Origin of the sequence: Pseudonocardia endophytica, assembly GCF_004339565.1 — a bacterium.
Classification (GTDB): domain Bacteria; phylum Actinomycetota; class Actinomycetes; order Mycobacteriales; family Pseudonocardiaceae; genus Pseudonocardia; species Pseudonocardia endophytica.
Map to the genome: position 1 here is coordinate 3069604 of NZ_SMFZ01000002.1, position 12528 is coordinate 3082131.

The following is a 12528-nucleotide window of genomic DNA, read 5'->3' on the forward strand; positions in this document are numbered from 1 at the left end:
CGGGTGTGCGTCGAGCAGCGGCAGGCATGCTGCGACGACCTGCCGATCGAACCCTGCGACATTCAGGACATCCGGGTTCGGCGGCCGGTGGAGCGAGCCGGACGGTCATCTCCCGTTCATGATCAGCACCGGGCGGCGTCCGTGCAGGTCGGCGCGTCAGCCGAGCAGCGCACCCATCCGTTCGCGCAGCGCGGTCGCCGCCGAGTAGGGCCGGACCAGCACGGTGAGCTCCGTCATCGCCCCACCGGACCCGCCGCCGCGCAGGATGTCGACCCCCTGGATCGACCGCTCGCCGACACGGGCCTCGAACTCCAGGACGTGACCGTCGTCACCGGCGTACTCGCGGACGTAGCGGAAGTCCTCGAACGTCGCGAACGCGGCATCCAGGATGCGCCGCAACGCGTCCCGGCCCCTGTACGGAGCGTGCACGACGGGCGACAGGAACTCCACGTCGTCGTCGAACAGGGCGACGGCAGCGGCGATGTCGCCCGCCTCGATCGCGGCCCGGAACGCGGCGGGCCCGGCCGTGACGGGATCGGTCATGTCCGGCATCCCATCACGGCCCGCTGTCAGGCCGCGGCGCGCCCCGACGGCACCAGCCCGGCCGCGTCGGCGAGCAGCTCGTAGGAGTGCAGTCGGTCGGTGCCCTCGAACATCGACGTCGTGATCATCAGCTCGTTCGCCCCGGTCTCGGCCAGCAGCTTGTCCAGGCCCTCGCGCACGGTGTCGGGCGAGCCGATGATCTGGTCGGCCTGGCGGTCGTCGACGAACCGGCGGGCCGACGGGGACCACTCGAAGTCGGCGACCTCCTGCGGCGAGGGCAGCGGACCCGGCTGGCCGAGCCGCAACCGCAGGAACTGCAGTGCGGCAGGCAGGGCCAGCTCACGTGCCCGCTCGTCGGTGTCCGCGACGAACGCGGCGGCGGCCACCAGGGCGTACGGCTCGGAGAGCATCGTCGACGGCCGGAAGTTCTCCCGGTAGATCGCGAGCGCGGGCAAGGTGTTCTCGGCGCTGAAGTGGTGCGCGAACGCGAACGGCAGGCCGAGCAGCCCGGCCACCTTGGCGCTGTAGCCGCTCGAGCCGAGCAGCCAGAGCGCGGGGGCGTTCCCCGTGGCGGGCACCGCGGGCACGGCGGCATCGCCGCGGAAGTAGGAGGCGAGCTCGACGAGCTGGTCCGGGAAGTCGTCGGCGGACAGCTGCTCGGGGCGGATGCCGCGCAGGGCGGCCGCGGTCCGCGGGTCGGTGCCGGGGGCGCGGCCCAGGCCGAGGTCGATCCGCCCGGGGTGCAACGCCTCCAGCGTGCCGAACTGCTCCGCGACGACGAGCGGGCGGTGGTTGGGCAGCATCACGCCGCCGGACCCGACGCGGATGTGCTCGGTGGCGCCGGCCAGGTGGGCGATCAGCACGGGCGGCGACGAGCTGGCGATGCCGGGCATCGCGTGGTGCTCGGCCACCCAGTACCGGTGGTAGCCGAGCTCCTCGGCCCGGCGGACCAGCCGGGTGCTGTGCGCGAGCGCGTCGGTCGCCGTCGTCCCGGCCGCGACCGGGACGAGGTCGAGCACGGACAGCGGGACATCGAGAGCATCAACCACGACCGGTGCAACGCCGCAGGGCGACCGGCTTCTTCCCGGCCCCTAGGATCGGGCCATGCAGGAGGGGACCGGTGCGCAGGATCCGGAGTGGGTCGCGCAGGACGGGGTCGGGACGCCGGACGGCTTCGCCCGCCTGTGGACCCCGCACCGGCTGGCGTACATCAAGGACTCGGCCGACACGGGATGCCCGTTCTGCCGGATCGCGTCGGAGCCGGACGAGGACAGCCTCGTCGTCGCGCGCGGCCACGAGGTCTACGCCCTGCTGAACCTCCACCCGTACAACCCGGGCCACCTGATGGTGCTGCCGTACCGGCACGTCGCGGACCTCGAGGCCCTCACCGACAGCGAGATGCTGGAGCTGATGGCGTTCACCCGCCAGGCCGTCGTCACGATGAAGAAGGTGGCCGCGCCGCACGCGTTCAACGTGGGCCTGAACCTGGGGCACGTGGCGGGCGGCTCGCTGGCCGACCACCTCCACCAGCACGTCGTACCGCGGTGGGGCGGCGACGCGAACTTCATCGCCGTCGTCGGGCAGACCAAGGTCATCCCGCAGCTGCTCGCCGAGACACGAGCACAGCTGGCCGCCGCGTGGGAAGGGCCGGGCGCTCCCGACTAGTCTGGCGCCCACCTGCCGCCGCACGAGAAGAGCGCTCGTACCCGATGCTCAACCTGTTCGCCCGTGGCCACGTCAACCGGGTCACCGACCCGGTGGGGCGCTGGCTGGTGGACCGCGGTCTGAGCCCGGACGCGATCACGGTCGCCGGGACCGTCGGCGCCGTCGCGAGCGCGGTCGGGTTCCTGCCGTGGGGCGGCCTGGTCGCCGGCCCGTTGCTGATCACCGCGTTCGTGCTGCTGGACCTCGTGGACGGCGCGATGGCCCGCGCCCGCGGCTACGGCACACCGTTCGGCGCGGTGCTGGACTCGACGTGCGACCGGATCGTCGACGGCGCGCTGTTCGCCTCGCTGGCGTGGTGGTGCCTCGGCGGGGGCGACGAACGCGTGGCCGGTGCGGCGGCGCTGGTCTGTCTCGTGGGCGGGCAGCTGGTGTCCTACGTGAAGGCCCGCGCGGAGAGCGTCGGGCTGGCCGCGGAGGGCGGGCTCGTGGAACGCGCGGAACGCCTGATCCTCGGGCTGCTCGGCGCGTTCCTGGCCGGGGTCGGCGTGCCCTACGCGCTGCCGGTCGCGCTCGGCCTGCTCGCCGCGGGCACCGTCGTGACGCTCGCGCAGCGGGTGTTCGCCGTGCGCCGCAGCGCCGCGGAGCGGGCGTGACCGGCGAGAGCTGGAAGGAGCGCCTGGCCGGGGCGGAGTACGCCGCGGCATGGGCGCTCGTCCGGCGGCTGCCGGAGCCGCTGGTGGCGCGCGCGTTCCGGGCGGGAGCCGACCTGGCCGCCCGCCGGGGCGGTGACGGCGTGGCACGCCTGCGCGCGAACCTGGCCAGGGTCCGGCCGGACGTGTCGGCCGCCGAGCTCGACCTGCTCGTCCGCGACGGGTTGCGCAGCTACGCCCGCTACTGGCACGAGGTGTTCCGGCTCCCGGCCATGGACCCGCAGGCGCTGCACGCGGCGATGGACCCGCACGTGCACGGCATCGGGTCCTCGCTGGACACGCTGCGGGCCGGGCGCGGGGTGATCTACGCGCTGCCGCACTCCGGCAACTGGGACGTCGCGGGCGTCTACATCGTGCGCGAGCTCGTCCGGATGGGGCTGCCGGCCGGCATGACGACCGTCGTGCAGCGGCTGCGTCCGGAGTCGCTGTTCCGCCGGTTCGTCGCCTACCGCGAGTCGCTCGGCTTCGAGATCGTCACCGCGGAGTCCGGTGCGGCCGGTCGCGCCGCGCACCGGGCGATGACCCGGCGGCTGGCCTCCGGCGGCGTCGTCTGCCTGATCGCCGACCGCGATCTGGCAGGCACCGGCGTCGACGTGCGGTTCTGCGACGAGCCCGCGCGCTTCCCGTCCGGACCCGCCCGGCTGGCCGCGCTGACCGGTGCCGCGCTGCACCCCGCCTGCGCCGTGTTCACCGACGATGCGTGGGGCGTGCTCGTCGGCGAGGAGATCCCGGTGCCGGACCGGGCCGCCGTCGCACCGGCCGTGCAGGCGATCGCCGACGCGTTCGGCGCGATGATCGCCGAGCGCCCGCAGGACTGGCACATGCTGCAGCCGATCTGGGCCGCCGACGCCCCGACTCCCGCGATGGCCGCGCGATGACCGGCGACCGGCTGCGCGTCGGGATCGTCTGCCCGTACTCGCTGGACGTCCCCGGCGGGGTCCAGGCGCACGTGCTGGACCTGGCCGCCGCGCTGCGGGTGCTCGGGCACCACGTCGAGGTGCTGGCCCCGGCCGAGACCGGTACCGCGATGCCGGAGTTCGTGACGTCGGCGGGCCGCTCGCTCGGCGTGCCCTACAACGGGTCCGTCGCCCGCGTGACGTTCGGGCCGGTCACCTACCAGCGGGTGAAGCGCTGGCTCGCCGAGCGCGAGTTCGACGTGCTGCACCTGCACGAGCCGACGACGTTCAGCATCTCGGTGCTGGCGCTGCTGGCCGCGCAGGGGCCGATCGTCGCCACGTTCCACACGTCGACCGAGCGCTCTCGCGCGCTCGTCGCGTTCGGTGGGGTGCTGCGGCCGCTGATGGAGAAGGTGACCGCCCGGATCGCGGTGTCCGCCATGGCCCGGCGGGTTCAGGTGGAGCACCTCGGCGGGGACGCGACCGAGGTGCCGAACGGCGTCGACGTCGCCCGGTTCGCGGACGGCCCCGTGCTCCCCGGACGCCCACCCGGCCCGACCGTCGGCTTCCTCGGCCGCTTCGACGAGCCTCGCAAGGGCATGCCGGTGCTGCTGGACGCCGTACGCGCGCTGTCCAGGACCCGGCCCGGCCTGCGGTTGCTCGTCGTCGGCCGCGGCGACGAGGCGGCGCTGCGCCGGCAGGCCGGCCCGGACCTCGCCGGGCGGATCGACTTCCTCGGCGCCGTCGACGAGCCGACGAAGGCGGCCGCGCTGCGGTCGATGGACGTCTACTGCGCCCCCAACCTCGGCGGCGAGAGTTTCGGCATGGTGCTGCTGGAGGCGATGGCCGCGGGAGCGCCGGTCGTGGCCAGTGACATGGAGGCGTTCCGGGCCGTCGTCGGCGACGACGCCGGGCGCCTCGTGCCGACCGGTGACGCACCGGCGCTGGCCCGGGTTCTCGGCGGGCTGCTCGACGACGACGGCGCCCGCGCCGCGCTGACCCGTGCCGGACGGGAGCGGGCGGCCGCGTTCGACTGGCCGGTCGTGGCGCGGGAGGTGCTGCAGGTCTATCGCGCCGCGATCGCCGCCGACCCACGCGTCGTCGCAGGCGGGGCGGCGTGAACGCGATCCTGCTCGTCCTGCTGGTCGCCGCCGCGGTGCTGGTCGTGATCGGCCTCACGGTGTGGTGCGGGGCACGGGTCAACCGTCTCGACCGGCTGCACGTCCGGGTCGACGCGGCCCGGGCCGGGCTGGGGGAGGCGCTGCGCCGGCGGGTGGAGGTCGCGGAACGGGTCGCCGACGCGCTCGGGCCGGCGGGGGAGAGTCTGCGGACGGCCGCGCGGACCGCGGGCGCGGGCGACGCGCCCACCCCGGACGGCCGGGACCCGGCCGGCTCCCGTCAGGCCCGAGAAGCCGCGGAGAACGTGCTGACCAGGCAACTCGCCGTCGTCGACAGGGCAGGGATCGGTACGCAGCTGACGGACGAGCTGGCCGACGCCCAGCAGCTCGTGATCCTCGCCCGCCGGGTGCACAACGACGCCGTACGGGACACGCTCGGCCTGCGGTCGCGGCGCCTGGTCCGGTGGCTGCACCTCGCCGGGACGGCACCGGTCCCGGTCTACTTCGAGATCGTCGACCCGGAGCCGGACGCGGCCGGCGCACCGGCGCCTCCGCGCCCTACGGGCGCCGGAGAACGCTGACGTAGAATCCCTCCGACGCCATCAATGAGGTTGAGGAGCACCGTGTCCGCTGAGTCCGTCCCCGTGAACGCCGGCCCCGAGCACGGAACCGCGCGCGTCAAGCGCGGGATGGCCGAGATGCTCAAGGGTGGCGTGATCATGGACGTGGTCACCCCGGAGCAGGCGAAGATCGCCGAGGACGCCGGCGCGGTGGCCGTGATGGCGCTCGAGCGCGTCCCCGCCGACATCCGGGCGAACGGCGGCGTGGCTCGCATGAGCGACCCGGAGATGATCACCGGAATCGTCGAGGCGGTGTCCATCCCGGTGATGGCGAAGGCCCGGATCGGGCACTTCGTCGAGGCCCAGGTGCTGCAGGCGCTCGGTGTCGACTACATCGACGAGTCGGAGGTCCTCACCCCGGCCGACGAGGCCCACCACATCGACAAGTGGCAGTACACCGTGCCGTTCGTGTGCGGCGCGACGAACCTGGGCGAGGCCCTGCGCCGGATCTCCGAGGGCGCGGCGATGATCCGCTCCAAGGGTGAGGCCGGCACCGGCAACGTCGTCGAGGCGACCCGGCACATGCGGTCCATCCGCTCCGAGATCGGCAAGCTGTCGACGTTGGACACGGCCGAGCTCTACCTCGCGGCGAAGGAGCTGCGTGCGCCCGTCGAGCTCGTCGCGGAGATCGCGCGCACCGGGCAGCTCCCGGTGGTGCTGTTCACCGCGGGCGGGATCGCGACGCCGGCGGACGCCGCGATGATGATGCAGCTGGGCGCGCAGGGCGTGTTCGTCGGCTCCGGGATCTTCAAGTCCGGCGACCCGGCGCAGCGCGCGTCGGCGATCGTGAAGGCGACGACGTTCCACGACGACCCCGACATGATCGCGAAGGTCTCGCGTGGTCTCGGTGAGGCGATGGTCGGCCTGAACGTCGCCGACCTGCCCGCCGAGCAGCGCTACGCCAGCCGCGGCTGGTAACACACACTCCCTTCCGAACACACGCCCCGTCCGGGTCTCCGGGCGGGGCGCTTTCGTGTGAGGAGCAGCCTCCGGTTCCGGACCGCCACGCTCCGCACTCACCCGTGCGACGGGCGTCGCGCCCGATGTGATGACACAGGTACGCATGGTGACGCTGTGACACCTAGCGTCTCTCGTGACTCACGAGGCGACTGTGGCGGAGGAGTCGGATGAGACGCTCTGTGGTGATCGCGGGGATCGTCGTGGTGTCGTTGGCGGTGCTCCCGTCAGCGGCGTTCGCGGATCAGACCCTCGCCGCGGCGGAACCTGCACAGCCGGCGGACTGCCGGCCGGCCGGGGGCGACCCCGGAGGCGGATCCGGAACGGGTGACCCGGCGACGGGGGGTGACCACCCTGCCGGGAACCCGGGGACGGCCGGGGGTGAGAAGCCGGACGCGGACGAGCCGGGTGCCGACAAGCCGGCCGGCGACAAGTCCGGCGCGGAGAAGCCGGACCAGGACGACGGCGCCGGGGCGAACGCGGGTTCGGGGGCCGACCCGGGCTCCGGTTCCGGCTCTGGTTCCGGCTCCGGTGAGGGCGTCGCGGACGACCCGCCCGCCGGGGACGGCTCGGGCGGGGACAAGTCCGACGGGTCCGGCAGCTCGGGTGGTGGCGACAAGCCCGATGGCTCGGGCGGGGACAAGTCGGACGGCTCGGGTGGCTCCGGCGGCTCCGGCGACGGCGAGAAGTCCGGTGGATCCGGTAGCTCCGGCGACAAGTCCGGCAGCTCCGGCGGGTCCGGCGACGGGGACAGGTCCGGCGGATCCGGCGGGCAGGGCGACGACAAGTCCGGCGGTGACGGTTCCGGCGGTGACCAGTCCACCGGCGACCGGTCCACCGGTGACAAGCCCTCGGGCGAGGATCCGGCCGACGGCGGCTCCGGGACGTCGTCGACCGGCGACAAGCCGGCCGCTGATCCGGCGACCGGCGACAAGCCGGCGGCTGATCCGGCGACCGGCGACGACCCGGCCCAGGCTCCGGCGGGTGACCGGCCCGCGGGCGACAAGCCGGCCGCGGGGGCCGGGGCCACCGAGCCCGACGACTGTGCGGCACCGAAGGCCCCGGCAGCGCCCGCCGACCCCGCCGCACCGGCCGGAGCGGCGACCAGCGCTGCGGTGATGCACAACTGGGGCAAGCCGAACCGAGTCGACGACTTCACCAACGGACTCGGTGACTGGTCCCTCTACGACGGTGAGGGCCACGCCGGCAACGGCCGTCGCTCACCGGACGCGGCGTCCACGAAGGACGGCCTGCTCACGATCAACGGGGACGCGGACGGGACGACGGCCGGCATGGCGTGGAACCCGGGGCAGAAGTACGGCCGCTGGGAGGGCCGGGTCAAGGCGCCCGCGTCCGACCCGACGTACAACGCACTGCTCCTGCTCTGGCCGGACGCGGAGAACTTCCCGGTCGGCGGCGAGGTCGACTTCATGGAGATGACCGACCACCTCCGGCAGGAGACGAACCTGTTCCTGCACTACGGCGCCGACAACAGCCAGGTGCAGGGCAAGGTCGACATCGACGCGACCCAGTGGCACAACTGGGCCGTCGAGTGGACGCCGGAGAAGATCACCACCTACGTCGACGGCAAGCAGTGGTGGTCCACGACGGACACGTCGATCCTGCCGCCCGGCCCGATGCACCTGTGCATCCAGCTCGACTGGTTCCCCGGAAACGGGGGCGGCGGCGTCAAGCCGTCCGAGATGCAGGTGGACTGGGTCCGCCAGTATCCGCTGCCGGAGAGCGAGCAGGGGGACTCCAAGGGCGGCGACGACAAGAGCGCCGGTGACGACAAGGGGGGTTCCGAGGGCCTGCTCGACGGCGTCGGCGGGGCGCTCGGCCGCCTCACCGAGGGCGCCCCCGACCCGACCGGCTCGGCCCAGCGTGGCCCGAGCGGCGTCACTGGTACTCCATGATCAGCACCGCGGAGGCGGTGTCGGTCAGGGCGCGGTAGCCGTGCGGCCGGTCGGCGGGGAACGTGACGTAGTCACCCGGGTCCAGCGTGACCTCCTCGCCGGCCGGTCCGGCCGTCCACCGGCCCTCGGCGACGATCATGTGCTCGGTCGTGCCGGGGCTGTGCGGGGCGGCGTTGCGGGCGTCCCCGGTCTCGCTCGTGATCAGATGGATGTCCCGCCGGGCCCCCGGCGGGCAGGCGGCGAGCAGGCTCCCGGTGAACGGCGACTCGTCCGAACCGATCGCGGGCCGGTCCGCGGCGCGGATCACCCGGACGCCGGTCGTCTCCGGCTCGACGAGCGAGCTGAACGGCACTCCCGCGACGACGGCGATCGCCCACAGCGTCTCGACGCTCGGGTTGCCGGTGCCGGACTCCAACTGGGACAGCGTCGACTTCGCGATCCCGGCCCGCCGCGCAAGCTCGGCGGAGGATATCCCGAGCCGGTTCCGCTCCCTCCGGATGGCGGCGGCGATCGCGGCGAGGGGCGGCGTTCGATCCATCGGTCTCCTCGTTCGGCTTGACGAACGTTCCGGCTGTCGTTCACTGTACCGGTTATGTGTTCGGCAGAACGAACGGATCGCTCGGTGCGGCGCGCCGACGTGCGGGATGCCGCGACGATCGCGGTGGCGGTCGGAGTGGTCGGCGTCTCGTTCGGAGCGCTCGCGCCGTCCGCAGGCCTGTCCCCGGCGATGACGATGGCCATGTCGGTCGTCGTCTTCGCCGGAGGGGCGCAGCTGGCCGTCACCGGCATCCTCGCGGCGGGCGGTGGTGTGGTGGCCGCCGTCGTCGCGGGTCTGGTCCTGAACCTGCGCCACCTGCCGTTCGGTCTGGCGATCGCCTCGACGCTCGGCCGGGGCCCGTCGCGGCTCGCCGCGGCACACGTCGTGACGGACGAGTCGACAGCGTTCGTCCTGGCCAGGGGCAGCGGGACGGCTCGGGCACGACGGGCCTTCTGGACCCTGGGCGTCCTCAAGTACCTGATGTGGCAGGTCGGCACCGCGCTCGGCCTGGTGCTCGGCACGATCGTCCCGGAGCCGACGGCGTTCGGTGTGGACGCCGCGTTCCCGGCCGCGATGCTGGCGATGCTGCTGCCCATGCTGCGTCAGGCCGACGCGCGCCGGGTCGGTGCCGGAGCGGCCGCCGTCGCGCTGGTCGCTTCGCCGTTCGCGCCTGCCGGGGTCCCGGTGCTGGCCGGACTGCTGGGCGTCGGTCTGGCCGGGCGCCGTGCGGGCCGAGGTTCCGACGGTGGTGGCTCGGATGGTGGTGGCTCGGGCGGTGGCGGCTCGGGCGGTGGCGGCTCTGGCGGTGGCGGCTCCGGCGGTGGTGGCTCGGACGGTGGTGGCTCGGACGGTGGTGGCTCGGACGGCGGCGGCCCGGACGGCGGCGGCCCGGACGGCGGACGCCGATCGGTCGGGCGCCGGTGCACCACGGTCCTCGCGAGGTGGGACCGCGTCCACCAGTTGATGTTCGCCGCTCCGGGGAGGCCGTCATGACCGTCGCTGCGCTGGCCGTCCTGGCCGTCGGTACCTACCTGATGCGGCTCGTTCCTCTGATGGCCCACGACCGGATGTCACTGTCCGCCCGAACGATCCGCCTGGTCGAGCTCGGCGCGGTCGCACTGCTGGTGGCCCTGACCGCGACCGGCACCTGGTTCGAGGGCGACGCCTTCGCCGGCTGGGCCCGCCCGGCGGCCGTCCTGGTCGCCGGCGTCGCGGCCTGGAAGCGGCTGCCGTTCATCGTCGTGGTCCTCCTGGCCGCGGGCACGGCCGCCGGTCTGCGACTGGTCGGTGTCCCGTGATCGGCGGAACCGGCCGGATCGCGCCACCGGTGTGGCACGGCTGGACCGGTTCCGCCGATCACGGTCGGACCGCGGCCCGCTGGGAATCTCCTGACGGTGCGGCGCGGACGCGTTCACCGCAGCGGGCGCGGTGGCTCCCGACTTGCCATGATCGGCGGAATGGGCACAGACGCGCCACCAGTGGCGCAGTCTGACCGGTTCCGCCGATCACGGTCGGACCGCGGCCCGCTGGGAATCTCCTGACGGTGCGGCGCGGACGCGTTCACCGCAGCGGGCGCGGTGGCTCCCGACTTGCCATGATCGGCGGAATGGGCACAGACGCGCCACCAGTGGCGCAGTCTGACCAGTTCCGGCGATCACGGTTCACCTGCAGCCGTAGCCACCCGGAACGATCGGCGGAATCGGCCGCATCACGCCCGATGTGGCGCGTCCTGACCACTCCCGCCGATCATGGCCACCGATCGTTCGGAGAACGCCGGCGCGTCCACCGAGCAGAGGACGGCGGTCTCCCATGACGGCGGCCGGGGCTGCGCTCGCTCCCACCCAGCGTGATCGGCGGAACCGGCTGGATCGCGCCACCTGTGGCGCGCCGTGACCGGTTGCGCCGATCTCCGGTCGGGCGACCGCGCTCACACCGGCCGGGCGAGCGGACGAACCCGACGACCGTCAGGATCGGGGCATGCGCGTTCTGGTCGTCGGCGCCACCGGCTACATCGGGTCCCGGCTCGTCCCGCGCCTGCTCGCGGCGGGCCACGCGGTGCGGGTGCTGGTGCGGACCCCGTCGCGGCTCGACGGGCACGCCTGGGCACCCGATCGCGTCGAGGTCCGGGTCGGTGACGCCACCGATGCCGCGACGGTCGCGTCCGCCTGCCGCGGGACCGACGCCGTCGTGCATCTCGTGCACGCCATGGACGGTCCTGGCTACGCCGAGCGCGACCGGGCCGCCGCGCGGGCGCTGGCCGACGGCGCCGCGGAGGCCGGCGTCGGCCGGATCGTGTACCTCGGCGGTCTGCAGCCGGACGCGCCGGACGGCGAGGTGTCCGGTCACCTGAGCTCGCGCCGCGAGGTCGGCGACATCCTGCTCGACGGGCCGGTGCCGACCGTCGTGCTGCGCGCCGGGATCGTCGTCGGTACCGGTTCGGCGAGCTTCGAGATGATCCGGCACCTCACCGAGACGGCGATGAACGGGCCGCTCGTGCTGCCGCTGCCGGACCGGCTGTGGAACCGCATCCAGCCGGTGGCCGTCGACGACGTGCTGCACGCCGTCGTCGGATGCCTGCGTCTTCCGTCCGATGTGCACGGTGCCTTCGACGTCGGCGGGCCGGAGGTGCTCACGTACCACGGGCTGATGGCCGGGTACGCCGAGGTCGCGGGGCTGGCCCAGCCGCTCCCGCTGCCGGTGCCGGTCTCCGCCCCCCGGCTGACCGCGCGGGCGGTCTCGGCGCTGACGCCGGTCGGGCGCGGCCTGGCCGAACCGCTCGTCGAGTCGATGCGCCACGAGCTGGTGTGCGACAAGGAGAGTCTCGACGAGCTGTGGCACCTGGTCGGCGAGCCACCTGGCGGACCGACGCCGTACGCCGAGGCCGTGCGACGGGCTCTCGACGAGGACGGCGACGCCGGCCGCGGCGCTGCGGACCCACCCGGTGCCGGGCCGCTCGAGCTCGTCTCCGAGCACGCGCACGACGTGCACGCACCGGCCCGCGCGGTCTGGGCGGTGATCGAGACGCTCGGTGGTGACACCGGGTGGTACACCGTGCCGGGCGTCTGGACCGTCCGCGGCTGGCTCGACCGTCTGGCCGGAGGGCCCGGTGACCGGCGCACGCGGCCGTCCCGGTTCGCGCCGGGGGAGGCGCTGGACTGGTGGCGGATCGAGGAGGTCGATCCCGGGCGCCGGCTGCAGCTGCGCGCCGAGGCCAAGATGCCCGGAACGGCTCGTCTGGAGCTGCGCGTCGAGGAGACCGGGCGCCGGACGAGCCGCTACGTCCAGCGCGTCACGTTCCGCCCGCGTGGGATGGCCGGCCGGGCCTACTGGTTCGCGGTACAGCCCGCGAGCCGGTTCGTGTTCGCGGTGATGGCCCGCACGATCGCCGGTGTCGCCGTCACCCGGCACCGCCAGGCCGTCCGGGCCCTCTGACCCCGAGACGCAACTGACCCCGACACGCAACGAACGGGCCGTTCGAGCAATCATGTTGCTCGAACGGCCCGTTCGTTCGCGCGGTCGTCCCCCCCGCCTCACCCGGCCCACTCGCGCCACCCGCCCCGCCCCG

The 12528-nt window shown here is 74.1% G+C and carries 13 protein-coding genes; 10 read left to right on the plus strand and 3 right to left on the minus strand.

What is annotated here, in order from left to right:
- Positions 1 to 156: 156 nt before the first annotated feature.
- Positions 157 to 543, minus strand: coding sequence for a nuclear transport factor 2 family protein (locus EV378_RS33055; RefSeq protein WP_132431682.1), 387 nt, complete (start codon positions 541 to 543; stop codon positions 157 to 159).
- Between the two features lie 26 nt (positions 544 to 569).
- Positions 570 to 1592 carry an LLM class flavin-dependent oxidoreductase gene (locus EV378_RS33060; protein WP_243653878.1) on the minus strand — a complete coding sequence of 341 codons (1023 nt, stop codon included), beginning with the start codon at positions 1590 to 1592 and terminating at the stop codon, positions 570 to 572.
- A 55-nt stretch (positions 1593 to 1647) separates the two neighbouring features.
- On the opposite strand from EV378_RS33060, the gene EV378_RS33065 reads away from it, so the two are divergent.
- The 7 genes from EV378_RS33065 to EV378_RS36060 all read left to right on the plus strand — a co-directional run bounded on the left by EV378_RS33065 (position 1648) and on the right by EV378_RS36060 (position 8425).
- The gene (locus EV378_RS33065) at positions 1648 to 2208 is read left to right on the plus strand and encodes an HIT family protein (RefSeq protein ID WP_132431684.1); all 561 of its coding nucleotides are present in this window, start codon (positions 1648 to 1650) and stop codon (positions 2206 to 2208) included.
- A 44-nt stretch (positions 2209 to 2252) separates the two neighbouring features.
- Positions 2253 to 2861, plus strand: a complete 609-nt coding sequence (pgsA, locus tag EV378_RS33070) for a phosphatidylinositol phosphate synthase (RefSeq protein ID WP_132431686.1) — start codon at positions 2253 to 2255, stop codon at positions 2859 to 2861.
- A complete protein-coding gene (locus EV378_RS33075) occupies positions 2858 to 3796 on the plus strand; it encodes a phosphatidylinositol mannoside acyltransferase (RefSeq protein WP_132431688.1) in 939 nt (312 codons plus the stop codon). Before pgsA ends, EV378_RS33075 begins: the two co-directional genes overlap by 4 nt.
- Positions 3797 to 3807: 11 nt before the next feature.
- The gene (locus tag EV378_RS33080; RefSeq protein ID WP_132433064.1) at positions 3808 to 4935 is read left to right on the plus strand and encodes a glycosyltransferase family 4 protein; all 1128 of its coding nucleotides are present in this window, start codon (positions 3808 to 3810) and stop codon (positions 4933 to 4935) included.
- Complete coding sequence (locus tag EV378_RS33085; protein WP_132431690.1) at positions 4932 to 5513, plus strand: LemA family protein; 582 nt, start codon at positions 4932 to 4934, stop codon at positions 5511 to 5513. The genes EV378_RS33080 and EV378_RS33085 overlap by 4 nt, the downstream gene beginning before the upstream one ends.
- Before the next feature lie 24 nt (positions 5514 to 5537).
- Positions 5538 to 6470: a pyridoxal 5'-phosphate synthase lyase subunit PdxS gene (gene pdxS / locus EV378_RS33090; protein ID WP_132431692.1), complete on the plus strand. Its 933-nt coding sequence runs from the start codon at positions 5538 to 5540 to the stop codon at positions 6468 to 6470.
- A gap of 209 nt (positions 6471 to 6679) precedes the next feature.
- Positions 6680 to 8425: a glycoside hydrolase family 16 protein gene (locus EV378_RS36060; protein ID WP_207908936.1), complete on the plus strand. Its 1746-nt coding sequence runs from the start codon at positions 6680 to 6682 to the stop codon at positions 8423 to 8425.
- Here EV378_RS36060 and EV378_RS33100 read toward each other — a convergent pair.
- Positions 8409 to 8963 carry a helix-turn-helix domain-containing protein gene (locus EV378_RS33100; RefSeq protein WP_132431694.1) on the minus strand — a complete coding sequence of 185 codons (555 nt, stop codon included), beginning with the start codon at positions 8961 to 8963 and terminating at the stop codon, positions 8409 to 8411. The two genes, EV378_RS36060 and EV378_RS33100, sit on opposite strands and share 17 nt — an antisense overlap.
- Positions 8964 to 9047: 84 nt before the next feature.
- Between EV378_RS33100 and EV378_RS33105 the strand changes: the two genes are divergently transcribed.
- From EV378_RS33105 to EV378_RS33115, 3 genes are all read left to right on the plus strand, one after another.
- Positions 9048 to 9956, plus strand: coding sequence for an AzlC family ABC transporter permease (locus EV378_RS33105; protein ID WP_243653879.1), 909 nt, complete (start codon positions 9048 to 9050; stop codon positions 9954 to 9956).
- Positions 9953 to 10261 (plus strand): AzlD domain-containing protein, encoded by a 309-nt coding sequence (locus EV378_RS33110; protein WP_132431698.1) that lies wholly within the window; start codon positions 9953 to 9955, stop codon positions 10259 to 10261. Before EV378_RS33105 ends, EV378_RS33110 begins: the two co-directional genes overlap by 4 nt.
- A 679-nt stretch (positions 10262 to 10940) precedes the next feature.
- On the plus strand, positions 10941 to 12395 hold the full coding sequence (locus EV378_RS33115; RefSeq protein WP_132431700.1) for an SDR family oxidoreductase: 1455 nt from the start codon (positions 10941 to 10943) through the stop codon (positions 12393 to 12395).
- Positions 12396 to 12528: the final 133 nt, after the last annotated feature.